The organism is Mesorhizobium sp. WSM4845 (assembly GCF_055811455.1).
Genome location: NZ_JBVVQA010000017.1, coordinates 47,239 through 73,364 on the forward strand (window position 1 = coordinate 47,239; position 26,126 = coordinate 73,364).

The 26,126-nt window shown below is 62.3% G+C and carries 32 protein-coding genes and 2 tRNA genes; 17 read left to right on the plus strand and 17 right to left on the minus strand.

What is annotated here, in order from left to right; translation table 11 throughout:
- Positions 1-17: 17 nt before the first annotated feature.
- The 3 genes from AC0L2C_RS19715 to AC0L2C_RS19725 all read left to right on the plus strand — a co-directional run bounded on the left by AC0L2C_RS19715 (position 18) and on the right by AC0L2C_RS19725 (position 3,508).
- Entirely contained in the window at positions 18-2,126 is a 2,109-nt protein-coding gene (locus AC0L2C_RS19715) for a molybdopterin-containing oxidoreductase family protein (protein WP_473524206.1), read from the plus strand.
- Between the two features lie 56 nt (positions 2,127-2,182).
- Complete coding sequence (locus AC0L2C_RS19720; protein WP_023800651.1) at positions 2,183-2,881, plus strand: DUF2270 domain-containing protein; 699 nt, start codon at positions 2,183-2,185, stop codon at positions 2,879-2,881.
- Positions 2,882-3,238: 357 nt separating this feature from the next.
- The gene (locus AC0L2C_RS19725) at positions 3,239-3,508 is read left to right on the plus strand and encodes a DUF680 domain-containing protein (protein WP_473524207.1); all 270 of its coding nucleotides are present in this window, start codon (positions 3,239-3,241) and stop codon (positions 3,506-3,508) included.
- A gap of 77 nt (positions 3,509-3,585) precedes the next feature.
- Here the strand turns inward: AC0L2C_RS19725 and AC0L2C_RS19730 are convergent, their stop codons facing one another.
- Genes AC0L2C_RS19730 through purM form a run of 6 tightly spaced genes read right to left on the minus strand, consistent with a single transcriptional unit; the run spans position 3,586 to position 6,741 of the window.
- The gene (locus AC0L2C_RS19730) at positions 3,586-4,101 is read right to left on the minus strand and encodes a SixA phosphatase family protein (protein ID WP_473524208.1); all 516 of its coding nucleotides are present in this window, start codon (positions 4,099-4,101) and stop codon (positions 3,586-3,588) included.
- Between the two features lie 9 nt (positions 4,102-4,110).
- Entirely contained in the window at positions 4,111-4,443 is a 333-nt protein-coding gene (locus AC0L2C_RS19735) for a hypothetical protein (RefSeq protein ID WP_473524209.1), read from the minus strand.
- A 17-nt stretch (positions 4,444-4,460) separates the two neighbouring features.
- Positions 4,461-4,613, minus strand: coding sequence for a type II toxin-antitoxin system RelE/ParE family toxin (locus AC0L2C_RS19740; RefSeq protein ID WP_473524210.1), 153 nt, complete (start codon positions 4,611-4,613; stop codon positions 4,461-4,463).
- A gap of 8 nt (positions 4,614-4,621) precedes the next feature.
- The gene (locus AC0L2C_RS19745) at positions 4,622-4,909 is read right to left on the minus strand and encodes a type II toxin-antitoxin system ParD family antitoxin (protein WP_473524211.1); all 288 of its coding nucleotides are present in this window, start codon (positions 4,907-4,909) and stop codon (positions 4,622-4,624) included.
- Positions 4,910-4,969: 60 nt separating this feature from the next.
- Positions 4,970-5,680 carry a phosphoribosylglycinamide formyltransferase gene (gene purN / locus AC0L2C_RS19750; RefSeq protein WP_287229910.1) on the minus strand — a complete coding sequence of 237 codons (711 nt, stop codon included), beginning with the start codon at positions 5,678-5,680 and terminating at the stop codon, positions 4,970-4,972.
- Positions 5,677-6,741 carry a phosphoribosylformylglycinamidine cyclo-ligase gene (gene purM / locus AC0L2C_RS19755; RefSeq protein WP_473524212.1) on the minus strand — a complete coding sequence of 355 codons (1,065 nt, stop codon included), beginning with the start codon at positions 6,739-6,741 and terminating at the stop codon, positions 5,677-5,679. The genes purN and purM overlap by 4 nt, the downstream gene beginning before the upstream one ends.
- 258 nt (positions 6,742-6,999) lie before the next feature.
- On the opposite strand from purM, the gene AC0L2C_RS19760 reads away from it, so the two are divergent.
- Genes AC0L2C_RS19760 through hdaA form a run of 3 tightly spaced genes read left to right on the plus strand, consistent with a single transcriptional unit; the run spans position 7,000 to position 9,438 of the window.
- Positions 7,000-7,557, plus strand: a complete 558-nt coding sequence (locus AC0L2C_RS19760) for a CDP-alcohol phosphatidyltransferase family protein (RefSeq protein ID WP_023800643.1) — start codon at positions 7,000-7,002, stop codon at positions 7,555-7,557.
- The gene (locus AC0L2C_RS19765) at positions 7,529-8,728 is read left to right on the plus strand and encodes an AI-2E family transporter (protein ID WP_128185526.1); all 1,200 of its coding nucleotides are present in this window, start codon (positions 7,529-7,531) and stop codon (positions 8,726-8,728) included. The genes AC0L2C_RS19760 and AC0L2C_RS19765 overlap by 29 nt, the downstream gene beginning before the upstream one ends.
- A 5-nt stretch (positions 8,729-8,733) precedes the next feature.
- A complete protein-coding gene (gene hdaA / locus AC0L2C_RS19770) occupies positions 8,734-9,438 on the plus strand; it encodes a DnaA regulatory inactivator HdaA (protein ID WP_473524213.1) in 705 nt (234 codons plus the stop codon).
- A gap of 381 nt (positions 9,439-9,819) precedes the next feature.
- Here hdaA and AC0L2C_RS19775 read toward each other — a convergent pair whose 3' ends face one another.
- Positions 9,820-10,821 carry a GlxA family transcriptional regulator gene (locus AC0L2C_RS19775; RefSeq protein ID WP_473524214.1) on the minus strand — a complete coding sequence of 334 codons (1,002 nt, stop codon included), beginning with the start codon at positions 10,819-10,821 and terminating at the stop codon, positions 9,820-9,822.
- A 128-nt stretch (positions 10,822-10,949) separates the two neighbouring features.
- On the opposite strand from AC0L2C_RS19775, the gene AC0L2C_RS19780 reads away from it, so the two are divergent.
- Positions 10,950-11,777 (plus strand): alpha/beta fold hydrolase, encoded by an 828-nt coding sequence (locus AC0L2C_RS19780; RefSeq protein ID WP_473524215.1) that lies wholly within the window; start codon positions 10,950-10,952, stop codon positions 11,775-11,777.
- A gap of 132 nt (positions 11,778-11,909) precedes the next feature.
- Here the strand turns inward: AC0L2C_RS19780 and AC0L2C_RS19785 are convergent.
- Positions 11,910-11,986, minus strand: a tRNA-Pro gene (locus AC0L2C_RS19785).
- 361 nt (positions 11,987-12,347) lie between these two features.
- On the opposite strand from AC0L2C_RS19785, the gene AC0L2C_RS19790 reads away from it, so the two are divergent.
- Together AC0L2C_RS19790 and AC0L2C_RS19795 are read left to right on the plus strand one after the other, a co-directional pair.
- Positions 12,348-12,653, plus strand: coding sequence for an ETC complex I subunit (locus AC0L2C_RS19790; RefSeq protein ID WP_023800638.1), 306 nt, complete (start codon positions 12,348-12,350; stop codon positions 12,651-12,653).
- 60 nt (positions 12,654-12,713) lie between these two features.
- Positions 12,714-12,790 (plus strand) — tRNA-Arg (locus AC0L2C_RS19795).
- A gap of 94 nt (positions 12,791-12,884) precedes the next feature.
- On the opposite strand, the gene AC0L2C_RS19800 is transcribed toward AC0L2C_RS19795, so the two are convergent.
- Entirely contained in the window at positions 12,885-13,307 is a 423-nt protein-coding gene (locus tag AC0L2C_RS19800; protein ID WP_023800637.1) for a YidB family protein, read from the minus strand.
- Positions 13,308-13,584: 277 nt separating this feature from the next.
- On the opposite strand from AC0L2C_RS19800, the gene AC0L2C_RS19805 reads away from it, so the two are divergent.
- The 4 genes from AC0L2C_RS19805 (at position 13,585) to AC0L2C_RS19820 (ending at position 15,160) form a co-directional block, all read left to right on the plus strand.
- The gene (locus AC0L2C_RS19805) at positions 13,585-13,869 is read left to right on the plus strand and encodes a DUF982 domain-containing protein (RefSeq protein WP_051407872.1); all 285 of its coding nucleotides are present in this window, start codon (positions 13,585-13,587) and stop codon (positions 13,867-13,869) included.
- 498 nt (positions 13,870-14,367) lie between these two features.
- A complete protein-coding gene (locus tag AC0L2C_RS19810) occupies positions 14,368-14,667 on the plus strand; it encodes a DUF1236 domain-containing protein (RefSeq protein ID WP_023800634.1) in 300 nt (99 codons plus the stop codon).
- A gap of 68 nt (positions 14,668-14,735) precedes the next feature.
- Positions 14,736-14,936: a hypothetical protein gene (locus AC0L2C_RS19815; protein ID WP_023800633.1), complete on the plus strand. Its 201-nt coding sequence runs from the start codon at positions 14,736-14,738 to the stop codon at positions 14,934-14,936.
- Positions 14,937-14,950: 14 nt separating this feature from the next.
- Entirely contained in the window at positions 14,951-15,160 is a 210-nt protein-coding gene (locus AC0L2C_RS19820; RefSeq protein ID WP_023800632.1) for a hypothetical protein, read from the plus strand.
- Between the two features lie 93 nt (positions 15,161-15,253).
- Here AC0L2C_RS19820 and AC0L2C_RS19825 read toward each other — a convergent pair whose 3' ends face one another.
- Entirely contained in the window at positions 15,254-16,546 is a 1,293-nt protein-coding gene (locus tag AC0L2C_RS19825) for an Nramp family divalent metal transporter (protein WP_287363388.1), read from the minus strand.
- Between the two features lie 455 nt (positions 16,547-17,001).
- On the opposite strand from AC0L2C_RS19825, the gene AC0L2C_RS19830 reads away from it, so the two are divergent.
- A complete protein-coding gene (locus AC0L2C_RS19830) occupies positions 17,002-18,228 on the plus strand; it encodes an anion transporter (RefSeq protein ID WP_287363375.1) in 1,227 nt (408 codons plus the stop codon).
- Between the two features lie 48 nt (positions 18,229-18,276).
- Here AC0L2C_RS19830 and AC0L2C_RS19835 read toward each other — a convergent pair whose 3' ends face one another.
- Together AC0L2C_RS19835 and AC0L2C_RS19840 are read right to left on the minus strand one after the other, a co-directional pair.
- On the minus strand, positions 18,277-18,666 hold the full coding sequence (locus AC0L2C_RS19835; protein ID WP_287053770.1) for a YkvA family protein: 390 nt from the start codon (positions 18,664-18,666) through the stop codon (positions 18,277-18,279).
- 110 nt (positions 18,667-18,776) lie between these two features.
- Positions 18,777-18,926, minus strand: a complete 150-nt coding sequence (locus AC0L2C_RS19840) for a hypothetical protein (protein WP_287053771.1) — start codon at positions 18,924-18,926, stop codon at positions 18,777-18,779.
- 50 nt (positions 18,927-18,976) lie between these two features.
- On the opposite strand from AC0L2C_RS19840, the gene AC0L2C_RS19845 reads away from it, so the two are divergent.
- Positions 18,977-19,117 (plus strand): hypothetical protein, encoded by a 141-nt coding sequence (locus AC0L2C_RS19845; protein ID WP_287363376.1) that lies wholly within the window; start codon positions 18,977-18,979, stop codon positions 19,115-19,117.
- A 47-nt stretch (positions 19,118-19,164) separates the two neighbouring features.
- Here AC0L2C_RS19845 and AC0L2C_RS19850 read toward each other — a convergent pair whose 3' ends face one another.
- From AC0L2C_RS19850 to AC0L2C_RS19870, 5 genes are all read right to left on the minus strand, one after another.
- Positions 19,165-19,494: a cupredoxin domain-containing protein gene (locus AC0L2C_RS19850; RefSeq protein WP_473524216.1), complete on the minus strand. Its 330-nt coding sequence runs from the start codon at positions 19,492-19,494 to the stop codon at positions 19,165-19,167.
- Positions 19,491-20,015, minus strand: a complete 525-nt coding sequence (locus tag AC0L2C_RS19855; protein ID WP_287216651.1) for a DUF4142 domain-containing protein — start codon at positions 20,013-20,015, stop codon at positions 19,491-19,493. The genes AC0L2C_RS19850 and AC0L2C_RS19855 overlap by 4 nt, the downstream gene beginning before the upstream one ends.
- Positions 20,016-20,113: 98 nt before the next feature.
- Positions 20,114-20,794, minus strand: coding sequence for an RNA polymerase sigma factor (locus tag AC0L2C_RS19860; RefSeq protein WP_287053773.1), 681 nt, complete (start codon positions 20,792-20,794; stop codon positions 20,114-20,116).
- A gap of 102 nt (positions 20,795-20,896) precedes the next feature.
- Entirely contained in the window at positions 20,897-21,985 is a 1,089-nt protein-coding gene (locus AC0L2C_RS19865) for an HPP family protein (protein ID WP_287363378.1), read from the minus strand.
- A 264-nt stretch (positions 21,986-22,249) separates the two neighbouring features.
- Positions 22,250-23,416 carry a cystathionine beta-lyase gene (locus tag AC0L2C_RS19870; protein WP_473524217.1) on the minus strand — a complete coding sequence of 389 codons (1,167 nt, stop codon included), beginning with the start codon at positions 23,414-23,416 and terminating at the stop codon, positions 22,250-22,252.
- 429 nt (positions 23,417-23,845) lie between these two features.
- Between AC0L2C_RS19870 and AC0L2C_RS19875 the strand changes: the two genes are divergently transcribed.
- A complete protein-coding gene (locus AC0L2C_RS19875; protein ID WP_128169208.1) occupies positions 23,846-24,874 on the plus strand; it encodes an amino acid ABC transporter substrate-binding protein in 1,029 nt (342 codons plus the stop codon).
- A gap of 63 nt (positions 24,875-24,937) precedes the next feature.
- On the plus strand, positions 24,938-26,125 hold the full coding sequence (locus tag AC0L2C_RS19880) for an amino acid ABC transporter permease (RefSeq protein ID WP_091590650.1): 1,188 nt from the start codon (positions 24,938-24,940) through the stop codon (positions 26,123-26,125).
- The last annotated feature ends 1 nt before the right edge of the window (position 26,126 follow it).

Sequence of the window (26,126 nt, forward strand, 5' to 3'; positions counted from 1 at the left end):
CCCGCTAATCTCGCCCCATGAATCAGCACGCCAAGCTCAGGATCGGCCATTCGGCCTGTCCGCATGATTGCCCGTCGACCTGTGCGCTCGAGGTCGAGCTGCTCGACAGCAAGCGCATCGGCCGCGTCCATGGCGCCAAGGCCAACAGCTACACGGCTGGCGTCATCTGCGCCAAGGTCGCCCGTTATGCCGACCGCGTCCATCATCCCGACCGCTTGCTGAAGCCGCTGATCCGGGCGGGCGCCAAGGATGAGGGCCTTTGGAAGGACGCGAGCTGGGAGGCCGCACTCGACTTGGTCGCCGAAAAATTCATCGCGGCCGAGGCAAGATACGGCTCGGAGACGGTCTGGCCCTATTACTATGCCGGCACGATGGGACTGGTGCAGCGCGACGGCATCGAGCGGCTGCGCCACGCGAAAAAATATTCCGGCTTTTTCGGTTCGATCTGCACCAATCTGGCCTGGACCGGCTGGATGATGGGGGCCGGCGCGCTACGCGGTCCCGACCCGCGCGAGATGGCCAAATCCGACTGCGTGGTGGTCTGGGGCACCAATGCCGTGGTCACCCAGGTCAATGTCATGGCCCACGCGATCAAGGCGCGCAAGGAGCGCGGCGCCAAGATCGTCGTCATCGACGTCTACGAGAACGCGACGATGAAGCAGGCCGATCTCGGCCTGGTGCTGAAGCCCGGCACAGACGGTGCGCTGGCCTGCGCGGTGATGCATGTGCTGTTCCGTGACGGCATGGCCGACCGCGCCTATCTGGAAAAATACACCGACGATCCGCACGGTCTGGAAGCGCATCTTCAGACGAGGACGCCGCAATGGGCGGCTGATGTCACCGGGCTTTCCGTCGATGAGATCGAGGCCTTCGCCCGTCTCGTCGGCACGACCAAGAAAACCTATTTCCGCCTCGGCTACGGTTTTTCGCGGCAGCGCAACGGCTCGGTCAACATGCATGCCGCGGCCTCGATCGCCGCGGTCACCGGCTGCTGGCAATATGAGGGCGGCGGCGCCTTCCATTCCAATTCGGGCATCTTCAAGCTGAACCAGGAACTGCTGGAAGGCACGCGGATGCGCGACCCGGCGATCCGCCATCTCGACCATTCGCGCATCGGCCCGGTGCTGACCGGCGCTGAGGATGCGCTCTATGGCGGCCCGCCGGTGACGGCGCTGCTGATCCAGAACACCAATCCGGTCAATGTCGCGCCGGAGCAGCGGCTGGTGAAGCAGGGTTTTCTGCGCGACGACCTGTTTTCCTGCGTGCACGAACAGTTCATGACCGACACCGCAAAACTCGGAGATGTCGTGCTGCCGGCGACGATGTTTCTAGAGCATGACGATGTCTACAAGGGCGGCGGCAACCAGCACATCACGCTCGGTCCGAAGCTGATCGACCCGCCGGAAGGGCCGCGCAGCAACCATTTCGTCATCGAGGAACTCGGCAAAAGGCTCGGTGTTGGCGACAGGCCTGGCTTCGGCATGACCGAGCAGCAGCATATCGACATCATTTTGGGCAAGCGCGGGCTGGGCAGTTTTTCGAGCCTCAAGGAACAAAAGTGGCTCGATTTGCAGCCGGCTTTCGAAGCGGCGCATTTTATCGACGGCTTCGGCCACGCGGACGGAAAATTCCGCTTTCGCGCCGACTGGACCGGGCAGGCGGCGCCCAACCGGCCGCCGAAAAGCATGGGCCTGTTCGGGCCGGTGGCAAGCCTGCCGGAATTTCCCGACCACGTCGATCTGATCGAGGTGGCGGATGCTGCGCATCCGTTCCGGCTGGCCACCTCGCCGGCGCGCAATTTCCTCAACTCGACTTTTTCCGAGACGCCGGTGTCGATGGCCAAGGAGGGTCGGCCGGAACTGCTTTTGCATCCGGACGATGCGGCAGCCTATGGGCTGGCCAATGGCGACCGCGTCGAGATCGGCAATGCGCGCGGCGAAGTTGTGCTGCACGCAAGATTGTTCGATGGCGTCAAGCGCGGCGTCGTGGTCGCCGAAGGCATCTGGCCCAACAGCGCCCACGAGCGCGGCGAGGGCATCAACGTCCTGACCGGCGCCGACGCGCCGGCGCCCTATGGCGGTGCGGCGTTCCACGACAACAAGGTGTGGCTGCGCCCGGCAAAGTGAAGCGTCGGAACGATATGCCCAACCAGCCGTTTTTGCGTGGCGGTGGAGACATGGTGATGGCAGAAGCGTTGGCAGCACCGGCCCCCGTTGGAAGGACGCTTTCGCCCGGCGAACTCGTGACCACGATGGCGCATTTTCATCGCGCCGAGATTCTGCGCATGACGGGGTGGCGCGACCGCCTCGACCGGACGAGCAATTGGGCGATAACGGTCGTCGCGGCAATGTTGTCCATCTCGCTTTCGACGGCCAGCGCGCATCACGGCGTGCTGCTTTTTGCCATGCTGCTTGTCCTGTTGCTGCTGTGGATAGAAGCGCGGCGATATCGCTTCTTCGACGTTTACCGGGCCCGCGTGCGCCAGTTCGAACGGCACTATTTCGCGCAGATATTCTCGCCGCAGCCGGACTTCGCGTCCGATTGGCTGTTGGTCGTCGGCGAAAGTCTGCGCACTCCAAAATTCCTCATTTCGCAACGAGCGGCGTTGGCGCGCCGTCTGCGTCGAAACTACATCCACATGCTGCTGATCCTGCTGTTGGCCTGGATCCTGAAACTGTCGACCCCCAGTCTTCTAACCGAAGGAGTCCGCATCGACTTCGTCAGTTCGGTGCGCGAGGCGGTTGCCGGCGCTGCTCTGGGGCCCATTCCCGGCCTGGTCATCGTCGTGCTGGTCGCCGCCTTCTATGCCGGTCTGCTGGTCACGGCGTTCCTGACCGCCAGCGACGACGGCGAACTCTCCTTTGGCGACGTGCACGTCTAGGGCGGCAGCGCAAAACCGGTCGATCTGCGATTTCATTTGTGCAGGAAATCGAACCGATCGGTTCGTTTTTGTTGACGCATTGTGCAAGACCAAGTGAACGTCGGCTCAGCAACTGGCCGGGCCACGCGGCAAAAATATTCGCCTAACGCATCGAGAAGAAAGACAAGATTGTGGCGAAGGAAGCCTTTTGGCGGATTTCAAGCACCCGGTTCAGGGCGTAGCCGGAACATCTTTGTGATTGGAAACCGCTGCATGGCCAACCCACCTCGGGGTGCTCCGAGCGACGCGAAATCCTCCCAAGGCACGCCACGAGACGGACAACAACACTGAAAGTATGAAAGTACTGGAGTACCTGAAATGACCAAGATTGCTCTTACCGCTGCCGCCATCCTCATTGCCACAGGCAGCACCTTTGCCGGCAGCGACCACTATGGTTCGGACGGCGTCAACCAGCCGGCCGCGCCTGTTGGCAATGCGGCTGTTGGAAATATCGACAGCACGTTCACGGGTTCGATTCGCAAGCCGTTTACGGCGGAGCACAATACCGTCAATACCAACGCGACGACCCAGCCCGGCACGACTGAACCGGTCGTGCCTCAGTCCGGCCGGGGCAACTGGGGCCGCTAATCTCAAGCTGCGGAACGCAAAGAGCGGCGGGCTTGGCCCGCCGTTCTTGCTTTTGCATATCAAGTCACAGCCCTCGTTTAGCGCAGATCCTTCGGCCAAACGCAGTGTGTCAGCCGCGCATCGCCGAGGGCCAGCCGCGCCCAGTCACCGTCGAAAACGAAGCGGGCGAGGGCTGCCGTCGGGAATTTTTCTTCAAGCTTATTGAGTGCCGCGGCATCCGACCCGTCGCCGGCAAGTCGGCGCGCGAATTCCTCCAGGCCGGGATTATGGCCGAGCACCAAGAGACTGCTCGTTGCCGCATTTGCCTGCCGTACCTTGGCGAGAACGTCTGCCGCACTGGCCTCGTAGAGCGCCTGGACGAATTTGGCCGGCGTTTTCGCGGGCAGTTCCGCCGAGACCAGCCGCCATGTGTCGCGGCTGCGCAGCGCCGGCGATACCAGCGCCAGATCGGGCAGCCAGCCCTGGCTGGCCAGTTCGCGACCGACCAGCGGGGCGGCCTTCAGCCCGCGCCCGGAAAGCGGCCGGTCGAAGTCGATGAGGTCAGGATCGTCCCAGCTCGACTTGGCGTGACGCAGAACAAGGAGTTGCTTCATGAGTTCAATTTAAGACCAAGGAATGTCGGGCTGAAAGTCTTTCCCATATCCGCCGCCATTTTTTGTGCCCATGGCGGTATCAAAGGTCGCCCAAAGCGCACCAAAGATGAACAAACCTACGCGCCGTTCATCCCTATCCCACCTGACCGAAATGTCTGCTTCAGCAATGGCCCAATCGCCCGATCGAATATGAATTGCATCGATGACAGAACCTGTTCGCCCGTCCTCGGATCGATACAGATAGAAGTATGCCGTGGCATTGGTAGGATCATCCGCCTCATCATACTCAAAGGCACCGGCCAGATCACCTTTTGCCCGCATAGCGCTGTCGAAGAGATCCATTTGCCTGTCTGCATCTGTCAAAATAATGTTGAGACTTCGCGTGCGCCATGCACCACGCGCACGATCTCGACGCGCTGTTCGGCCAGGCGATAAAGCATGAGATAATTGCCGATCGTCAATGCTCGCACTTCGGCACCGATGTTGGGTTTTTGGCGCCGGATTCCGGGCAATGAGGACGTCAGCCATTCCGCTGTTTTTTGCTGGCGTCGCTGAACCGGCTGTGCGCCTTCAGTTTGATGTCCTCGATGTCGAAAGGCGCGAACGGGGCGCTCCCCAGCCCTTCCGTCCAGGCTTTCCGCAGCCGTTCCGCTTCCGCCTCGCGCAAGGGCTGGCGAAGGCGCCATTCGCGGAGCGCCTCGCGGATCACGTCGCTTGCCGAACCGTATTGCCCGCTGGCCACCGCGCCCTTGACCATGTCCAGCAGTTCCGGCGAAAGCGCCACGCTGACCTTTTCGACTGTCGCCATCAACCTGTCTTCTTGCCAGCATGGTAGCAACATTTGCTACCATGTTGGCAAGGATGGTTCTCAGGGAGTGATGCGCGCCAGATGCTCGAGGTCGGTCTCCTCGCGCAGCGGATCGGGCGCCATGATCACGGAGGTGCTGTTGTCGGCATCATCGGCGAAGTGGGCAAGCACGGTGCGGCCGCCTTCCATCCGCGCCTTGCCTTCGGCGACCAGCCCGAGCGCCAGCGGATAAAGCCGGTGCTCGGCCTTCAGCACGCGTGCGGCGAGCATGTCCTCATTGTCGCCGACCATCACCGGCACGGCGGCCTGGGCGATGATCGGGCCGTCATCCATGTCGAGCGTGACGAAATGCACCGTGCAGCCATGGATGCGCATGCCCGCGCGCAAGGCGCGCGCATGCGTATCCAGCCCCTTGAAGGCGGGCAGCAGGGCAGGGTGGATGTTGATCATCCGGCCCAGCCATTTCTCGACGAAGCGCGCGCCGAGAATGCGCATATAACCGGCCAGCGCCACGATCTCGGCGCCGAACGAGACAAGTGCGGCGTCGATCGCCCCGTCATGCGCTTCCTTGCTGCTATAGTCGGCCCGCGAAATCACCTTGGTGGCGATGCCGCGCGCCGCCGCAATGCCGAGACCGGCGGCATTGGCCCGGTCGGAAATGACGCCGACGATCTCAGCCGGATAACCCGGATAGGTGGCCGCGGCGATCAGCGCCGTCATGTTGGAGCCGCGTCCCGAAATCAGCACCACGGTGCGTTTGCGCATGCTCATAGGCCGATCGCGCCCCGATAGATCACGCCGGCGTCGCGGCGCGGCACGATGCGGCCGATCGGCGTCACGCTCTCGCCGGCCTCCTGCAGCACGGCCGCAACCTGTGCCGCCTGGCCGGAGGCGACGGCGAGGATCATGCCGACGCCGCAGTTGAAGGTGCGCATCATCTCGTCGGGCGCCACGCCGCCGGTCTTGGCCAGCCATGAGAACACCGCCGGCACTTCGATGGCGCCGAGGTCGAGCTCGGCCGAAAAATCCTTCGGCAGGACGCGCGGGATGTTTTCCGGGAAACCGCCGCCGGTAATATGGGCCAGCGCCTTGATGCCATGCGTGTTACGGATCGCCTTGAGGATCGACTTGACGTAGATGCGGGTCGGCTCGAGCAGCGCCTCGGCCAGCGTGGCTTCATCGTTGAAGGGCGCTGGATCGGTCCACGCAAGGCCGCTGGTGGCGACGATGCGGCGGACCAGCGAAAAGCCATTTGAATGCACGCCCGACGAGGCCAGCCCCAACAGCACGTCGCCCTCGACGATATCGTCGGTCGGCAGCAACTGGCCGCGTTCGGCCGCGCCCACGGCAAAGCCGGCGAGGTCGTAGTCCTTGCCGTGATACATGCCGGGCATTTCCGCCGTCTCGCCGCCGATCAGTGCGCATCCGGCCTGCCGGCAGCCCTCGGCGATGCCGCCGACGATCGCCGCACCCTGGTCGGGGTCGAGCTTGCCGGTGGCGAAATAGTCGAGGAAGAACAATGGCTCGGCGCCCTGCACGACGATGTCGTTGACGCACATGGCGACGAGGTCGATGCCGATCGTGTCGTGCTTGCCGGCATCGATGGCGATCTTCAGCTTGGTGCCGACGCCGTCATTGGCGGCGACCAGCACCGGGTCGGTGAAGCCGGCGGCCTTGAGGTCGAACAGGCCGCCAAAGCCGCCGATCTCGCCGTCGGCGCCCGGCCGGCGCGTCGCGCGCACCAGCGGCTTGATCTTCTCGACCATGAGGTTGCCGGCATCGATGTCGACACCCGCCTCGGCATAGGTGAGCCCGTTCTTGCGCTTGCTCATCACTCTTTCCTGCTTTCCGGGGCTCTTCGCATGAACGGCTGCGCCTCGCAAGGATAACGGCTGGCTCAGGCATTTTCGGCATCACAAAATCGTGGACAGAGGCCTCAGGCAAATCTCCAACATTGGCGATGGCGAAGGCCCTGAAGATAGCCAATCTCTCCCCACGAGCGGAGATTGGCAGCATCTGCGTCGCTCTCACTTGCCGTAGCCTCTCATCTCTATCATGTATCATCAAAACAGAAGCGACGGGACATGCGTTTGACCATCCCCAACATGATCACGATCATGCGTTTCGTGCTGGTGCCGGGCGTGGTGCTGGCCATGCTGCAGGGGCGCTGGGACTGGGCTTTCGCCGGCTTCCTGATCGCCGGCATTTCCGACGGCGTCGACGGCTTCATCGCCCGCCATTTCAACCAGTTTTCGCAGCTTGGCGCCTATCTCGATCCGATGGCCGACAAATTGCTGCTGGTCTCGGTGTTCGTGGTGCTGGGTTTCATCGGTGAATTGCCGCTGTGGCTGGTCGTCACCATGGTGTCGCGCGATGCGCTGATCGTCTGCGCCGTCGTTTTGTCCACCGTCATGGCCCACCCGGTCGAGATGAAGCCGCTGTTCGTGTCGAAGGCCAACACCGCCGTCCAGATCGGGCTGGCGGCGGTGGTGCTGGGCGAACTGGCCCTCGCCATCGATCTCGATCCGCTCAGGCCGGTGCTCATATTGCTGTCCGGGGTCTTGACCGTGGCTTCGGCCGCGGCCTATCTCGTGGCTTGGCTGAGGCATATGAGCGGCTATGGCGAAGGCTCCAAACCGGATACCTGACCAGAACATCGACGCGGCAGCCGAAGCTGCCGCTGCCGATGCGGCCGCGTCTGGCGTGTTTCGGCGCCAAATCCGCTTCTGGCTGATCAGCGCCATCATCCTCGCGATCTTCCTTTATGTCTTCAGCGGCATCCTGCTGCCGTTCGTCGCCGGCATGGTGCTCGCCTACTTCCTCGACCCGGTCGCCGACCGGCTGCAGCGGCTCGGCCTGTCCAGGCTGATGGCGACGATTGTCATCCTGTTTGCCTTCATCGTCGTTCTGGTGCTGGCCTTCGTCATCCTCATTCCGGTGCTGGCTTCGCAGATGGCCGATTTTGCCAGCAAGCTGCCGGAATACCTGACCCGGCTGCAGAGCCTGATCACCAGCTTCGATCCGAGATGGCTGGAAGAGCAATTCGGCGTCGACGCCAATGGCCTGCGCGAAGGGTTGAACTCGCTGCTGACCTCCGGCTTCGGCCTGCTGACCACGGTGTTCACCTCGATCTGGAGTTCCGGCGTGGCGCTGGTCTCGGTGGTCAGCCTGTTCGTCGTCACGCCCGTCGTCGCCTTCTACATGCTGCTCGACTGGGATCGCATGGTGACGATTGTCGACAGCTGGGTGCCGCGCGATTATGTCCAGACCGTCAGGGCGATCGCCAACGACATCAACACCGCCACCGCCGGCTTTGTGCGCGGCCAGGGCACGCTGTGCCTGGTACTAGGCGCCATGTACGCCACCGGGCTGACCTTGACCGGCCTGAATTTCGGCATCCTCATCGGGCTGTTCGCCGGGCTGATCTCCTTCATCCCCTATGTCGGCTCGCTGACCGGGCTGGTGCTGGCCGTCGGCGTCGCCTTCGTCCAGTTCTGGCCGGACTGGACCATGGTCGCGGCGGTGGCCGGCGTGTTCTTCGTCGGCCAGTTCATCGAGGGCAACATCCTGCAGCCGAGGCTGGTCGGAAAAAGCGTCGGCCTGCATCCGGTGTGGCTGATGTTTTCGCTGTTTGCCTTCGGCGCGCTGTTCGGCTTCGTCGGCCTGCTGATCGCCGTGCCGGCCTCGGCCGCCGTTGCCGTCCTGGTGCGCTTTGCCATCGCCCGCTATCTCGAGTCGCCGCTCTACAAGGGCCACAACACCGAACCTGTGCCGCCGCTGCCGGCGCGTCGCCGCGGGAGCGGTGGGCCGCGCAGTTGAGCCAGATGCCGGACAACAAGATCGACCCGCCGCGCCAGTTACCGCTCGATCTCGGCCACGGCACCGGCTATTCCCGCGACGAACTCGTCGTCTCAGGCACCAACAGCCAGGCGGTGGCGCTTTTCGATCGCTGGCCGGACTGGCCGTCGCCGGTGGTCGTGCTCGCCGGCCCCGCAGGCTGTGGAAAAACCCATCTGGCGTCGATCTGGCGCGCCCGCGCCGGCGCAGTGAAGGTCGACGCCGGGCGGATCGGCGACTGCATGGCGAGCCTCGGCGCGCGGCCGGCCCTGATCGACGATGTCGATGCCGGTCCGGTCGATGAAGAGGGGCTGTTCCATCTGATCAACGCGGTGCGCGCGGCCAGCTCGACCTTGCTCTTGACCGCGCGGCGCTTTCCGTCCGCCTGGGGTGTCAGGCTCCCCGACCTCGCATCGCGGCTGAAGGCGGCGGCGATGGTCGAGATCCACGAGCCCGACGATCTCTTGCTGGCCGGTGTCATCACCAAACTGTTCGCCGACCGCCAGGTCGAGGTCGAGCCGCACGTCGTGCAATATCTGGTGCGCCGCATCGAGCGCTCGCTGGCCACCTCGATGCGCGTGGTCGAGCGGCTCGACCGCACGGCACTGGAACGCAAGACGCCGATCACAAGGGCGCTCGCCGCCGAAACCGTCAGCGCCATGGATGAGGGGCAGGGCGAGTTCGAGATTTAGGCGGTGGGAGAACTTCCATTCTCCTCTTATTGTGGGAGAAAGTGGCCGAGCGAAGCTCGGTCGGATGAGGGTGTTCCAGCTTGGCGAACACCCTCGTCCAAATCGGGCGCACTGCGACAGGATCGCCAGCGCCTCATTTCTTCCAGCACCCCTCATCCGGCTCGGCGCGACGCGCCGATCCACCTTCTACTACAAGGAGAGAAGGAAAAAGCTCCGGTCGGTGTCCCATTTCGGGAAACATTGACTGGCATCTCTCTTGCACATGCAAGCTTGCCGGCTAACCCCGGTCCTGATGCGTATCAAATCAGGTTGTAGGCTCGCCGGGAGATGAGGCGGTTGGGGTTCTCTTCCCGGCGAGCTTGCCTTCAACGAGATGATAACTCAACTCCCTACGCCCACCACCGCCGCTCGTTCCGCGCCAAAGCGCCTGCGGTAATCGCCCGGCGCCAGGCCGGTTATCCTGGCGAACACTTTGCGGAAGGAGCCGGGATCGTCATAGCCGACATCCCAGGCGATCTGGTCGATGGATCGGGTCGTCGCTTGCAGCATCTCACGCGCCTTGCCGACGCGCAGGTGCTGGCAATACTCGGTCGGCTTGAGGCCGGTGGCGTTGCGAAAGCGGCGCAAAAAAGTCCGCTCCTCCAAGGCCGCATGCTCCGCCATGGTGGCAAGCGTTACATCGCGAGCGCCTCTCGCCTGGAGCCAGTGCTGCACCTTGAGGATGGCCTCGTCGCCATGGTTCAGCCTGGGTGCAAAGGGGCTGTAGAAGCGTTGCTCGCGTCCCGGCGGGTCGACCAGCATGAAACGGGCGGTGTCCATCATCACGGTCGGCCCAAGCACCCGGTCGACGAGCTTCAGGCCAAGGTCGGTCCAGACCGTATAGCCGCCGGCGGTGATGATGTCGCCGTCATCGATGACCAGCTTGTCGGCATCGAGTAGGATGTCGGGAAAGCGCATCGCCAGCGCGTCGCGATAGGCCCAGTGCGTGGTCGCCGCACGACCCGACAGCAGACCGGCCTCGGCAAGCACGAAGGCGCCGGCGCAGACCGAGCCGAGCGTCGCGCCGGCAGCGTGGCGGGCCCTGAGCCAGTCGGCATAGGGCGCGGCCGCCTCGCGAGCGATCGGATCGCCCAGGGTCGGAGGCAAGATGACCATGGCAGGTCCATTGTCGGGGCCGGGCTCGCTGTCGAAGCTGCGGATGACGGTTTGGCTCGCTTCCTGCCACTGCCAATGGCTGACGCGAAGCCTCAGCGCGTCCGGCGAACGGTCGGCAGCCAGCCGGTTGGCCAGCTGGAACAGGTCGGTCAGACCGAGAACTGCCGCTTGCTGAACGCCGGGATACACCACAAGCCCGATTTCGACCCGATCACGCCCCGCATGCATCTGTCAGTTTTGCCACGTTCAATGTCTGTTTTGCCAATACTCACCATTACTCCGTTGCAATAGCTTGTCCACAGAAGGAACGAACCTTCCCCCCACCAAGCCAGCCAACTGCAGCAAGGAGCACGACGATGAGCACATTCACCACCCAGGACGGCACCGAGATTTTCTACAAGGATTGGGGCACAGGCCAGCCAATCGTGTTCCATCACGGCTGGCCTCTGAGCGCCGACGACTGGGACAACCAGATGCTGTTCTTCCTCGACAAGGGCTATCGCGTCATCGCGCATGACCGGCGCGGGCACGGCCGCTCGACACAGACCGCGACCGGCAACGAGATGGACACCTATGCCGCCGACGTCGCGGCTCTGGTCGCGCATCTTGATCTCAAGAACGCCGTCCATATCGGCCATTCGACCGGCGGCGGCGAGGTGGCGCGTTACGTGGCCCGCTACGGTGGCGAAGGGCGCGTCGCCAAGGCGGTGCTGATCGGCGCGGTGCCGCCGATCATGCTTAAGACCGACAGCAACCCCGGCGGCCTGCCGATCGAGGTCTTCGACGGCTTCCGTGCCGCTTTGGTCGCCAACCGCGCCCAGTTCTACAGGGATGTGCCGGCCGGCCCGTTCTATGGCTTCAATCGCGAGGGCGCCAAGGTTTCGCAAGGGGCCGTCGACAATTGGTGGCGCCAGGGCATGATGGGCGGAGCCAAGGCCCACTACGACTGCATCGAGGTTTTTTCCGAGACCGACTTCACGGAAGACCTGACGAAGATCGACGTGCCCGTCCTGATCATGCACGGCGATGATGACCAGATCGTGCCGATTGCCGACTCAGCCCTGCTTGCCGCCGAGCTCGTGAGGCACGGCACGCTCAAGGTCTACAAGGGCCTGCCGCACGGCATGTGCACCACCCACCCGGAGATCATCAATCCGGATCTCCTGGCGTTCATCCAGGACTGACGCTTCGCAAGCTTCAGGCGGGCACCCCGGGAAGTCCGGGCTGCCCGTTGGTCGCTTGGGTGCTTCGTCAGTCGCAGATGCTGTCCGGCGCAGGTGCGCCGGCAGCACGGCCGGTGATTTCCGGTGAATGGATGGTCGGAGTGGAGAGATTCGAACTCCCGACCCTCTGGTCCCAAACCAGATGCGCTACCAGGCTGCGCTACACTCCGAGTCCTTGGCGGCGTATAGGGTTACGGGCTTGGCTGCGCAACCCCTAAAAGACGAAAACGCAACAAACGGCAGGCCCGGGTCGAGAGCGGAGTCGAAAATGCCGGCCGGCGCAACGGTTTCGCGGCAGCGCCACCTCAGGTCCAGCGGCACGCTGCCGTTAACCCGGATAAAACGTCCCCGCCGGGAAGAAAACGCCCGGCGCGATCTCGGTCGTCCTGTCCACGGCCGTCACATCGCGCAATTATCGTCGGTGGCCCGCCGTGAAGGGGTACGGCAGGCTCGGCCTTGCCGCCGGCAGCATTGCGCAGTAATGACGGGAATACAGCGGCGGTGCCGCTTGCACGTAGTAACGAGGTGTTCATGTCCGCGCGCATTTTCAGCCCAGCCAAAACCGCGATGCAGTCCGGCAAGGCCAAGACCGGCCACTGGGTGCTGGAATTCGATCCCGAGATGCGCAAGAAAATCGATCCGCTGATGGGCTACACCACGTCGGCTGACATGCGGAGCCAGATCAGGCTCACCTTCGACACAAGGGAAGAGGCGGTGGCCTATGCGGAGAAAGAGGGGCTGGCCTATCGCGTCGAGGAGCCGAAGGAATCCAAGCGCCGCCAGATTTCCTATGCGGAGAATTTCCGCTATGACCGCAGGACGCCCTGGACGCATTGACCGGCAAATGCCGGGCAGCCGTCCCAGCGCATAAATTAGCCGGCCTTGGCGTCGGCCAGCGGTCCCGTAGCTCAGCTGGATAGAGCACCGGCCTTCTAAGCCGATGGTCACAGGTTCGAATCCTGTCGGGATCGCCAGCATTTTCAGGGTCCATTCTGGGCTAGTATCGGCGATGCGCTGATCGGCCCGCGTCCTCGCCGGGAGGCGCGGGCTTTCATTTTCAGCCTGGTGCTAAGTGCGACTAGCTCCAGGTGCCTCGTCGAGGAGATTTGGACCTTTACTCACAGGCATCTGGCCGTCGGGAGTAAGCTTGTCCACTGCGTCGGGCAGTTCACTTGTGAGCCGGTCGAGAAGTTCCTCGCGGGACAATCCGGTTTGCTCGGCGAGATCGCTCAACGTTTGCGGGTCGATCGCTTTCTCGACTTGGTCGCGCTGAACGGGGCGATTCGATCCTGTACCAACCCAAGAATCGACTTGATCGCCCGCACCCGCATTCCTGAGACGCTCCAGGATGTCGCCGAGCCCGCCGGTGGAGCCAGCGTTTTTGGCATCTGTCGAGTTCCTACCGGCGATTAACTCGCCGATCTTGTCCCTATTCTTGTAGGCAAGCAGGCCAAGCAAGGCTATGGCGACTTTTCCTATGTCAAGGCTCATTTCGCACCTCCTTCCATGAAGAACGGACAAGGCATGCGGCTTTGAAAGGTTCCACGGTATTTGCTGCTGGGCTGGTTTTCAGTTCGGTTAAGGACGATGGGGCTTCCCGGTCGAATCCAGGCAGGACTTCAGCGCGGGCGCCGCCGAAACGATCAAGGCTATCGGACGTGCGTGTTCAGCCTCGATCGTTTCGGACAGCGGCGCTCTGAATTCACAACCATGCAACCACTGCCTTGTCTTTGCGTTTAGCCGCCTTCAATCCCGGCGAGCTTTAAAAATGACGGCGTTCACCCCGATTTCAATCACCTTGAATGGCAAAGCGATGGCGATCGCGTCGATAGCCGACGCTGCGAAAGCGCTGAAGCAACCATGGCCATCCATGGATAAGCCGTCCCGACTTGAAGCGATCCGAATGTTCGAGGAGTGCCTGGCCGGACATTGCAGTCATCAAGCTGCGTTCGCTGCTTTCGAGGCGGCCGCATCTGAACAGGGCCTTCTTGAGCAAAAGCCTCCAAGCGCAGGCCTCAGGAAATTCGACGGGGTTGCCGAAGACCTGATGTGAGGTGATGCTGCCCTCGCGACCTTGAACCGCTGACAGGCCTCGCTCGGGTGGACTTGGGCGTGATTGTGGACCACCCGCCAAATGAGGAATGGCGGGTGGTCCTTATCAGCGCAGGAAGGGACGTAGCTGCGCAGATCTCAGTTCGTTCTTGGTCCAATCGTCAAAGTCCGGCCGGTTCCCTGGCCAACGACCGTTTGCCAGGAACGTGATGGAGACGGCGAAGACCGCGGCGAGTAACCAGCGGGCTTGGTGGACGCCATTCTCCATCGGCTTGCGTGAGCTGACAGCTAGCAACTGCTACGAGCAGCCGCAGTTACAGGTGGCGCGGTGTCCGGGCTATTACGCGAAACAGGTGAGACTTAGGTCCCGTCTCGAATCAGACCGAAGCCCAACCAAGGAACGTTTGCGGCTGCCTGAGGTTTGGTGAACCTGGCGCGAAGACGATGCCGTTCAGCGCAATAGAGCTCACATAATAGAGCTCACATAAAGGAGGCACTTATGAGTATGCGTCTTTCCACTGCAGCCGCTGGGTTTCTGTTGCTGGCCGGTATCGGCGCCGCTGCCGCTCAGGACGTAGTCATCGAGCCTGAACAGGAGACCGTCATCAGGGAATATGTCAAAAAGCAGCCGCTGGCATCGGTGAAAATCCCTGGAGTGGAGCTCAATATCGGCTCAACCTTGCCCGAAACCGTCGAACTTCATGAAGTCCCCGACACAAAATACCGTTACGTGGTGGTCGACAACCGGACCGTTGTGGTTGACCCGGGCACGCGCAAGATCATCAAAGTCATCGAATGAGCTAAGCGACTGGACCCGCCGTGCCGAAAGGTGCGGCGGGAAGTCGAGCGACGAGGAATGTGATCACCATGTCGAACCGTGAGATTGGAGCGTCGCAGGCGCTGCGAATACGCGTGGCTGACCTCGCTGAGAGGATGCGCGGCGCCCGGATTACCGAAAACGAACTGAAGACCTTTCGAAAGGTCGCAGCAGTCCTGGAGGACGGCAAGGGCAGAATCGATGCCGACGATTTGATTGCCGCATCCTTCGTCGTCGATCCGCCGGACTGACAAGAAGTGCTGCAATGTCCCTGTCTCCCAGCCTATTCTCTGTTGGCCTGACTTTCCAATGCCCGCAGTGCAACTTCACCGTCATCAAGAACGGCAGGTGGTTTCAGGTCGTTTCCCATTACAAGTGCGAGGGATGCGGACGCGAGATCCGCATCACCTATCCCGACAAGATCGCGATCTTCCAGAAGCACGCGCACTTGGCCATGCCGCCGGGAGCGCGGTAGCTGTGGCAGATGTGCAGACCAACTTCTTCATTGCCAACCCCACATTGAAAGTGAGCTCGAATTGCCGGGCATGAGCGCGAGCGTAATGGTGACCTAGATAAACCAGGTCGCCACCAGCCCCATAGACGCGGAAAAGATTGCGATCGTAGTAGCCCACCCCAGGGCGTTGGTTGTCCGGCTGTTGACCTTGTCTCCCATGATCCGCGGGTTGTTCGTCATCAGCATGATGAGAAGAAGCAGTGGCGGCGTGGAAAAGCCCTGCACGATACCGGACCAGACGAGCGCCTTCATTGGGTTGAAACCCAGGAAATTCAGGCCAACAGCAATCAGCGTGAAGGCGCCGATCGCGATATAGAACTTTGGCGCCTCACGCGGCTTGGCATGAAGGCTGTGCTCCCACCCGACCGCCTGCGCCAGATCGTATGCGGCACCTGTCGTCATGACCGGAACGGCAAGGAACCCGACCCCGATCACGCCGGCAGCGAACAGTACGCCGGCGGCTGCACCAGCGAGCGGCTTGAGAGCTTCGGCTGCTTGAGCGGCGGTCTCGACGTCGTGCTCACCGGCTTCATAGAGCGTAGACCCTGTCGACAGGATGATGAAGTACATGATGAGGTTGGAAAAAATCATGCCGATCAGGATATCGCGGCGGGAACGGCGCAGTTCACCGTCCGTGGCGCCCTTGCGCTTCCTCAGCGTCGTTCTCCCCTCGGCAATCTCTTCCTCCACCTCCTCATTCGACTGCCAGGTGTAGAGATAGGCTGAAAGGGTGGTGCCGATGATGGCCACCAGAATGGACAGGAACTCGCGGCTGAACTGGATTTTTGGAACAAGGGTTCCCCACAGCACGGCTGCCGCATCCGGCTTCGCCATGATGGCCGAGCCGACATAGGCAAGCAGGGCCAGCGCGAGCCAGCGGAAGATGTTGCGTATGAGCTTGTAAGAGCCCCAAAGCTGGAGAGCAAAGATAGCGGCCGCGACTACAACCACAATGAGGGGAATCGGAACAGGAAGGAAGATGTTGATGGATGCAGCCATGCCGCCGAGATCGGCGGCTGCTTCGATCGTGTTGCCGATCAGCACGCCCACCAGGACAGCCCAGAGCAGCCATCGGGGATAGAAGTCCTTGATCGCATGAAAGAGGCCGCAGCCCGAAACCTGTCCAAGCTTCGACGAGAGATACACGACCGTGTACATCATCGGCAGCGTTACAGGAGCGGTCCAAAGCAGGTCCGGGCCAAAGCGCGCGCCGGCACTTGCATAGGTGCCGATCGCCGAGCAATCGTCGTCGGCGGCGCCGGTGATAAGGCCGAGTCCAAGTGCTCGCCCTATGCCGTCCTTCTTGTCTTCCCGTGGTGAAGTGGAGTTACGATCGCGCTGCGTCATTGCGGCCACGCCGCGCAAAGAGCGTCACGCGCAAGCACGAGAAAAACGTCGCGAGCAATTATCCTATAAATGTACTGCAGCACGGGAGTGGGTCTCATACCGGCAAACCTCTACCGCCGTTCCAACTCCGCAATCGGCTGCTTGTTCCCCGCGTCAGCCGAGTGTTCAGGGCATGATAGAGCCCACGATTTCGATGAGCTTGGGCGTCTTCCAAACCTTTCATCTTTTGACGGAACCCTACCCGGCGTTTTACGAGATATTCTGCCCGTGTGATTGTCTGTTGGCCGATGTGCGCCAATGGTTCGACGGCGCGCGCGTCACATCAATCTTTGATGTTGCCAAAAGGCTCGCTCGATCGGATTGAGTTCGGGTGAGTATGGCGGCAGGAATCACAGCTTGCGCCGGCTGCCCTTAGGGCGTGGGGCAGGGCGGATCTGAACGGGGCTTTTCCACGAATGACTTTGATGGGCGCGGCGGCACTGCTGATCCTGATCCTGACCTATGCCGGCGTCGCCGTCGGCAGGTTCCCCGGCTTGCGCCTCGACCGGGCAGGCATCGCGCTGCTCGGCGGTGCGGCGATGATCGCCATCGGCGCGCTCAGCCTGGAGGATGCCTACCGTGCCATCAGTTTCGACACCATTACGCTGCTGCTCGGCATGATGATCGTCGTGGCGCATCTGAAGGTCTCGGGCGCCTTCCGTGCGCTCGGCGCCATTGCCATCGAGCATGCGCACGCGCCGTTCATGCTGCTGGCGATGGTGACGCTGCTGACCGGCGTTCTGTCGGCGTTTCTGGTCAACGACGCGATCTGCCTGGTCATGGCGCCGATCGTCGTCCACGTCACCCGCGTCATCAACCGAAACCCTGTCCCCTATCTGATCGCCACCGCTACAGCGTCGAATTGCGGCAGTGTCGCCACCATCACCGGCAACCCGCAGAATATGGTCATCGGCGCGCTGTCGGGGATTTCCTATCCGGCCTTTTCGGCGGCCCTGGCGCCGGTCGCGCTGTTCGGCCTCGTCGCCGTCGTCGTCATCGTGCGCATCGTCTATCGCGCCGAGTTCGCGCGCAAGGCCGAACTCAGCCCCGAAGTCTATCGCGGCCGCATGTTGCCGGGCCAGGTACTCAAGGCGGTGGTGGTCTGCATCGGACTGGCGATCGCCTTCTTTGCCGGCGTTCCGGTCGCCAAGGCGGCGCTCATCGGCGGGGCCATTCTTCTCGTGACCCGTGCCATAAAGCCGGCGCGCATCTACCGCGAGATCGACGGGCCGTTGCTGTTCATGTTCGCCGGCCTGTTCATCGTCGTCGCCGGCGCCGAGAAGACGCTGCTCACGCCCGACATCATAGCCTCGGCAAAAGGCCTCGGGCTGGACGACGTCTGGCGGCTGTCCGGCTTCACCGCGGTGCTGTCCAACATCATGAGCAATGTTCCGGCTGTGCTGGCGCTGCGGCCGTGCATACCCGGCCTGGAAGACCCCGAGCGCGCCTGGCTGGTCGTCGCCATGAGCTCGACGCTGGCCGGCAATTTCACGCTGCTCGGTTCAGTCGCCAATCTGATCGTCGCCGAGTACGCGCGGGTCTCCGGCACGCCTCTGTCGTTCGCCGCCTTCTTCAAGGTCGGGCTGCCGCTGACGCTGGTTACGCTGCTTGCCGGGACGGCGTGGCTGGCGCTAGGGTCTTAGGCCGCCGGCGCAGCAGGCAAGGCGATTTCAAGTGCAAGCCTGATCGGGCTATTTGGCGTGGGTGGGCCAAAAAACCCAGATCAGCAAAGCTGCCAAAGCCAGCCAGAGTGCCACGATGAAGAACATTCCCGTCCTGCTTTGCGGGCGTGTTTCGAGCGCGGCAGCCTGCGCTCTAAACTCGTCCATCAGCGACGGCGGAACAAGCCTTATGGCCAGGATTACGCCGAGCGGTACTATGACTAGGTCGTCGACATAGCCGAGCACCGGAATAAAATCCGGGATCAGGTCGATTGGCGAAAGCGCATAGGCGGCCACCATCCCCGCCACGAGTTTCGCGGACCAGGGCACCCGAGGATCGCGTGCGGCGAACCACAAGGCGACGACATCGAGCTTGATGTCGCGCGCCCGGCTCTTTGCCGCTTCCAGCCATGCTTTCATAGGGTTACTTTAGCACAGATTGTCGTCCGCCTGCATTCGAGCGGCGGTCGCTGGTCGTAGAAAGACTAGACCAGACCGTCCGTGGCGCGTCCCAGAGGATGCGCGGCGCTCTAACGCTCCGACGATTCGGTGCTGCCCGCCGGCTTCGAAACATAGGCGTCGAGAAAGTCCTGCGAGGCGACATCGTCGGCGAGGCTCCTCAGCTTTTCGGCCGCGGCCGCCCCCAAAATCGCCTCGACGCGCCGGTTGGCCTCGACCACACGACATATGCCTGCTGGTATCGCGCTTTTCCGAGTGGCGTCAGCACAGCATGTTTCGTTCGCCGATCATGGGCATCCTGGCGGACCTCGACCAGACCGTCGCGCTGTCGGAAACCTACGACGCCGCCCCCACCGCCCTGTTCGCCGCGACGCAGACCGGCGAGCCGGCGCCTCGCTACCAGGCGGCTTGACGCGGCCCGACCGCCCTGCGCGCGCAGGGCGGTCTCCGCTGGCACGGCTAGGGCGACGTCACCGTCAGATGGCCTTTCATGTTGGGGTGGAAGCGGCAGAAATAGTCGAACGCTTCCGCCTTCTGAAGGGCCATGCCCGCTGATGTGTTCGGCGGGATAACCACCTCCCAGCCGCCTTTGACGGTCGCCGTGTGGGCGAACACGTCCTTGTTGACCCACTCTATCGTATCGCCGACCTGCGCCTCGATGCTCGCGGGCGAAAATACAAGCTTCTCGATCGTCACCTCAATCGTTTCGGCCTTGGCTGGTGCGGCAGCAATACTCAACGCCATTGCAATCCACAGATGCCGTTTCGACACCGTCGGTGCTGTTCTCATTTCAGCATGCCGGCGACATGTTCGGCATGCTGTTCATGGCCCTGGAATAGCTTCAGGCCGGTCTCCAGCAGGCTCTTCAGTTCGGCATTCTCAGCCGAGGGGATCAGCAGGGTTTCGAGCGCGCCGTTGACCTGCTTGTGATAGGCAACCTCGTTGTCGACATAGGCCTTGTCGAACGCGGTGCCGTCGAGCTTGGCGAGCTTCGCCCGTTCCTCGGCCGCCGCCTTGGTTAGCGCCTTGCTGGTGGCGTTGTCCTCTGGCGTGACGTTGAGCTTCTTGACCAGGTCAAGCGCCTGTTTGTTCACGGCTTCATGGTCTCGCACCATGTCTTTGGCGAAATCGAGAATCTCCTTGTTCTTCGATTTCTTCAGTGCTTGCATGGCCGCCTCGACGTCAAGCACGCCGGCTGTGTAGGCGATGTGCGCGATCTGCGGGTCGCTCGGCTTGTCGGAGGCTTGCGCCGACGTCGCTGCGCTGAGCAGGAAAAGCGCGGCCAGTGCGGTGGTCGATCGAATAAACATGACGTTCTCCTTCGCCGGATGCGGTTGGCTCCGGGCATTTTCAGTTGACGATGATTGGATGCCGGAAGGGAGCAAACGTTCCCGGGAATTCGGGAAAATCAGTCTGTAAAGCCAAGCCGCTGCATCACCGCGGCGGTCAGCCGTTCACACCGGCGGCCGGCGAAGGGGAAGGCATCGAGCAGCACCGGGCCGATCTGATCGGCCAGCGCCTTGCGCACGAGGGCGCGGGCGCGGTGCAGCCGGGTCTTGACGGTTTCGGGCCGCACATCAAGCAATTCGGCGGTCTCGTCTATGCTGAGACCTTCGATCACCCGCGCCACGAATACTGTCCGGTAGACATCGGGAAGGCGATCGGTCGCCCGTTCGACAAGCTCGAGGATCTGCCGTTGCGCCATCATCCGCTCCGGATCGTCGCTGGGATTGAGGGGGAACTTGATGATTTCGGCTTGTAGATTTTGCGGCATCGCTACCGTTCGCCGCCTTTTGCGCAAACGCCCAAGCGCCTCGTTGATGACGATGCGCGACAGCCATGTGGCGAGAGAGGATTCGCCGCGAAAATCCCCGAGCTGGGCAAAGGCCCTGACATAGGCCTCCTGCACGATGTCTTCAGCCTCGCTGTCGTTGCGGACGACGCTGCGGGCGATACGATAGAGTCGCTGGTTGTGCATTTTGATAATCGTGTGGAAGGCTCCGCCCTCGCGCGCCAGCGCACGGCCGACAAGCTGCATCTCGCCAGATGCGGCGGGCATGACGGTCGCAGATATGGCCGGTTTCCTCATCGCGAGCCAATCTCATGACCGGAAGCAAATCCTCCGATCGAAACATTGGACGGGCTAACCGCGAAAAGGTTCCCGAACATTTTTCCCGGCGGCCGGCACCGCTTACGCTGCCGCTTCCGCCAACGCCTTGTCGCCAGCTTGCGCGCGTGCCGTTGCGGCCAGCAGATCGGTCTGCGTGATGAGGCCGAGGATGTGCTGGTTGTCGTCTACGATGACGACGGCGTGGCTGCGGCCGTCGGTAAGCACCGGCAGGAGGCCCATGGCCGGCGCGCTCGCCGAGGCAGTCGCCACGGCCTTTGTCACGCTTTTCACCGCTTGCGCCGCCCGCGCCAGTTCGCGCAGTCCGACGGCGCCGATAAGCTTGGCCTCCGCGTCGACGACCGGCAGCATCCGGATATTGTGATCGAGCAGCAGATGACGCGCCTCGTCGGCATCAGCATGCTCGTCCACGGCAACCACGTCGCGCGACATGATATCCTCGCACAGCAAGGTCCGGTGCGTGCGCACCATCGCCTGTAACTCCACCTGCCGCAGTAGCCGTTCGAGATCGTTGCGGTCGATGTCGAACGTCTCCTCCAAAGCGCCGAGCGCAGCATCGATGTCCTCGGGCCGGAAGCCGATACGCTCCTGCGCCGGTGGATCGATGGTGCCGTGGCTGTTCCTTGACGCAGCGGTGGTACCATGCGGGTAGGTCCGTCGCGTCAGCTTGTGAAAACCGTATCCGAGCGCCACCAGCACGATCGAGTTCAATGCCACCGGCACGAACGGAAACAGGAAGCCGGCGTCGATGACGGCCGGGCCGCCGAACACCGCCGTCAGAGCCGCCGCGCCGCCTGGTGGATGCAGGCAGCGTGTGAACGACATCGCGGCGATGGCCAACGATACCGCAATGCCCACCACAAGGACGGGCTCATGTATGAAACGCGCCACAATCACGCCGACGAGCGCCGATATGGTGTTGCCGCCGATGATCGACCAGGGTTGCGCCAACGGGCTCGCCGGCACTGCGAACAAAAGCACGGCCGAGGCACCCATCGGCGCCACGAGCAGCGGCACATGCGGGCCGCTGCCGAGCACGAGGCCACCGATCGCGCCGGTCAGCGCAATGCCGATCGTCGCACCGAAACAGGCGATCATGCGCTCGCGCAGTGTCGCGCCGGCCAGTATGGGAGAAAAAAGACGAAAGGCCATGGGTGCTCTGGGGTTTATCCCACTCTGGGGTTGATCCCCGAGGAGTGTTGAACTTTGAAACGCCTTGCAATGACGCCAGACTGCTGAATTCGAAAGCCAAACCAATCCGAGAAATAGCGGATTTGGGAAATATTGTTGCGCGACGCGGGTAGATCAGGCGAGGTCCGGCCGCCAGCCGGAGCAGCTACACAGCGTGATCCGGCTAGTCTTTTCAAGAGGTTGAGCGCGTTTTCTGAATCGGTTTTGGAAGCTCGCTACCGTAGCTCAACCCGCCGCCGCAGTGAGGCCGCGCGCCAGATCGGCCTTCAAATCCTCGACATCCTCAAGCCCGATCTGCAGGCGGATGAGCGGGCCATCATAAGGACCCTTGGCGACGACGCGGTCGCCGAGGAAGACCGGCACAGCAAGGCTCTCGTAACCGCCCCAGGAATAGCCGAGGCCGAATATCCTGAGCGCGTCGAGGAAGGCATGCTGCTGTTTCTGGCCGCCGCCCTTGAGCACGATCGAAAAAATGCCGCTCGAGCCGCAGAAGTCCCGTTTCCAGAGATCGTGATCGGGGTGGCTGGCAAGCGCTGGATGCAGCACACGCGCCACGCCCGGCTGGCCCTCCAGCCAGCCCGCGATGGCCAGAGCGCTGCGCTGATGGTGGTCGAGGCGCACACCCATGGTGCGCAGGCCGCGCAGCACCTGATAGACATCGTCCGGCCCGGCGCAGCAGCCCATCGTGTAAAACGTCTCGCAAAGCTGTTTCCAGCAGGCCTTGTTGGCCGACGCGGTGCCGAGCAGCACGTCGGAATGGCCAGCCGGATATTTCGTCGCCGCATGGATCGAGATGTCGACGCCATAGTCGAGCGGGCGGAAGTAGAGCGGCGTTGCCCAGGTGTTGTCCATCATGACGATCGCACCTGCGGCGTGTGCCGCGCTGGCGATGGCCGGTATGTCCTGCACCTCAAAAGTGTTGGAGGCCGGCGATTCGGTGAACACGACCTTGGTGTTGGATTTGATCAACGCCGCTATACCGGCGCCGACGTGCGGATCGTAATATTCGACCTCGACGCCTAGCCGTTTCAGCATCGTGTCGGCGAAATTGCGGGTTGGGTAATAGACGGAATCGACAATCAGGACATGGTCGCCCGCCGACAGGAAGGCGAGCAGCGGCACTGTCACCGCCACCAGGCCGGAGGGCACCACAATCGTGCCGGCCGATCCTTCCAGTCCGTCGATGGCGCGGGCAAGCGCGTCGGTGGTCGGCGTGCCGCGCGTGCCGTAGGTGTATTTCTGGCCGCGTGCCGCCATCGTCGCCGCGTTGGGAAAGAGCACGGTCGAGGCATGCACCACCGGCGGGTTGATGAAGCCGAAATAGTCATGCGGATTGTTGCCCGAGTGGGCAAGCCGCGTGTTGATGCCCATTTCATTGCCGTCTTTTGCCATTGCGCTTCGCCTCTGATGAAGCGCCAGCCATAGTGCGGCGGCATTGGCCGCGCAACCGTTCGTCAACCGCCAGCCGGCGGACTGGTTGTGCCAATCGTTCCGATGGCTTTCCGGCGCGGCGCTGCCTCCCCGAAGACGGATTTTAGAAGCCAGCTCCGATTCGCGTTGGCCGGACCTCGCAGTTGCTGGCTAATTTTCGGGCGCGTTTGACTGCAATTCAGGCATTTGCGGCAAATGGTTTGAAACTCTTTGGGTTTCGGTCATTTTCCTTGACCTCACTGTGATAATCGCCTTCGATGCAGTTCGTGAATGGGAGGCAGCGCGTCGGTTGCGATGCGGGTTCCGGTAATGGGCCGGAACGGGAAGCTGCGTTCACACGGAAAAAAAAGTCAGGTTCGCCTGAAAAAAACAGAAAAGGGTCTGTGGGTTATGAAACACATTGCAATCGGCATTCTGGGCGCCGCCGCGCTTGGATTGGTGGCTTCGGCCGCGTCGGCGGCCACGCTCGACGACGTCAAGGCCAAGGGCTTCATCCAATGCGGCGTGTCGACCGGTCTGGCCGGCTTCTCGGCGCCGGACGACAAGGGCGACTGGCAAGGCATCGATGCGGACTTCTGCCGCGCTGTCGCGGCCGCCGTGTTCGGCGATGGCACCAAGGTCAAGTTCACGCCGCTCAGTGCCAAGGAACGCTTCACCGCACTGCAGTCAGGCGAGATCGACGTTCTGTCGCGCAACACCACCTGGACCATCAACCGCGATACGGCGCTTGGTCTGAACTTCGTCGGTGTCACCTATTATGACGGACAGGGCTTCATGATCAACGCCAAGAAGCTGCCGGGGGTGAATTCCGCGCTGCAGCTTTCGGGCGCGGCGGTCTGCGTGCAGAGCGGCACCACGACCGAACTCAACCTCGCCGACTACTTCAAGACGAACAAGATGGAGTACAGTCCCGTCGTCTTCGAACAGCTGTCAGAGGTCGACGCGGCCTATGACGCCGGCCGTTGCGATGTCTACACCACCGACCAATCAGGTCTCTACGGCATCCGGCTGACGCTGGGCGCGCCCGCCGATCACGTCGTGCTGCCTGAGATCATCTCCAAGGAACCGCTCGGACCGGCCGTGCGCCAGGGCGACGACCAGTGGTACCACATCGTCAAGTGGACCTATTTTGCGCTACTGCAGGCAGAGGAACTCGGCATCACCAAGGCCAATGTCGAGGAAATGAAGGCCTCGGAAAATCCCGAGATCAAGCGCGTGCTCGGCCAGGAGGCCGATACCAAGATCGGCACCGATCTCGGCGTCTCCAACGACTGGGTCGTCAACATCGTCAAGGCCGTCGGCAATTACGGCGAAATGTTCGAACGCAATGTCGGGTCGGGCAGCCCGCTGAAGATCGCGCGCGGCATCAACGCGCTGTGGACCAAGGGCGGTCTGCAATACTCTCCGCCGATCCGCTGATCGAAATGTGATCCGGGAGGCAGATCGTCTGCCTCCCGGTTTCTCTTTCCAGGGGATGGTCGAATGGCATCGCAGGAAATTCTTCGCGAGGAGCCAAGCCGCGGCTCCTTCATCAATGATCCAAAGGTCCGCGGCATAGTCTTCCAGGCGGTGGTCGTCATCGTGCTGGTTGCGTTGGTCTGGTGGATCGTCCAAAACACCATAGACAATCTGACGCGCCTGCGCATTGCGTCAGGCTTCGGCTTCCTCAGGGGCCGCGCCGGCTTCGACATCAGTGACAGCGCCATCGCCTATTCGTCGGATTCGACCTATGGCCGCGCCATTGTGGTCGGCTTCGTCAACACCCTCATCGTCGCCGCCGCCGGCATCGTCACCGCCACCATCATCGGCTTTATCCTCGGCGTCGGCCGGCTTTCGCACAATTGGCTGATCCGCAAGATCTGCATGGTCTATGTCGAGGTCTTTCGCAACATCCCGCCGCTGCTGGTCATCTTCTTCTGGTATTCCGGCGTGCTTTCGGTGCTGCCGCCGCCGCGCGAAAGCATCAATTTGCCGTTCAGCTCCTTTCTCAACCAACGCGGCTTTTATTTTCCACGAGCCGTGTGGGGCGAAGGCTCCTGGCTGATCCTGGTCGCTTTGCTTCTCGGCATCGCCATGGCGTGGTTCGTCGCCCGCAAGGCGCGTCAGCGGCAGATGGCGACCGGCCAGCAATTCCCTGTGTTCTGGACATCGGCGGCTTTGATCATCGGCTTGCCGTTGCTGGCCTACGCGCTCAGCGGCTTCCCGCTGAGCTTCGATTATCCAAAGCAATCGACCTTCAACCTGACTGGCGGCTTTCAGGTCAAGCCGGAGTTCCTGTCGCTCTACCTGGCGCTGTCCTTCTATACGGCGGCCTTCATCGCCGAAATCGTGCGGGCCGGCATCATGGGCGTCAATAAGGGTCAGACCGAAGCAGCCGGTGCGCTCGGGCTGCGGCCGGGATCGATCCTGCGGCTTGTCGTCATTCCGCAAGCCATGCGGATCGTCATTCCGCCGCTGACCAGCCAATATCTGAACCTGACCAAGAACTCGTCGCTGGCCATCGCCATCGGCTACCCGGATCTGACTGCGACGACCGGCACGGTGCTGAACCAGACCGGCCAGGCTATCGAGTGCGTGCTGATCATGATGGTGGTCTATCTCGCACTCAGCCTGTTGACGTCGGCGGTCATGAACGTGGTCAACGCCAGAATGGCGCTGGTGGAGAGGTAGA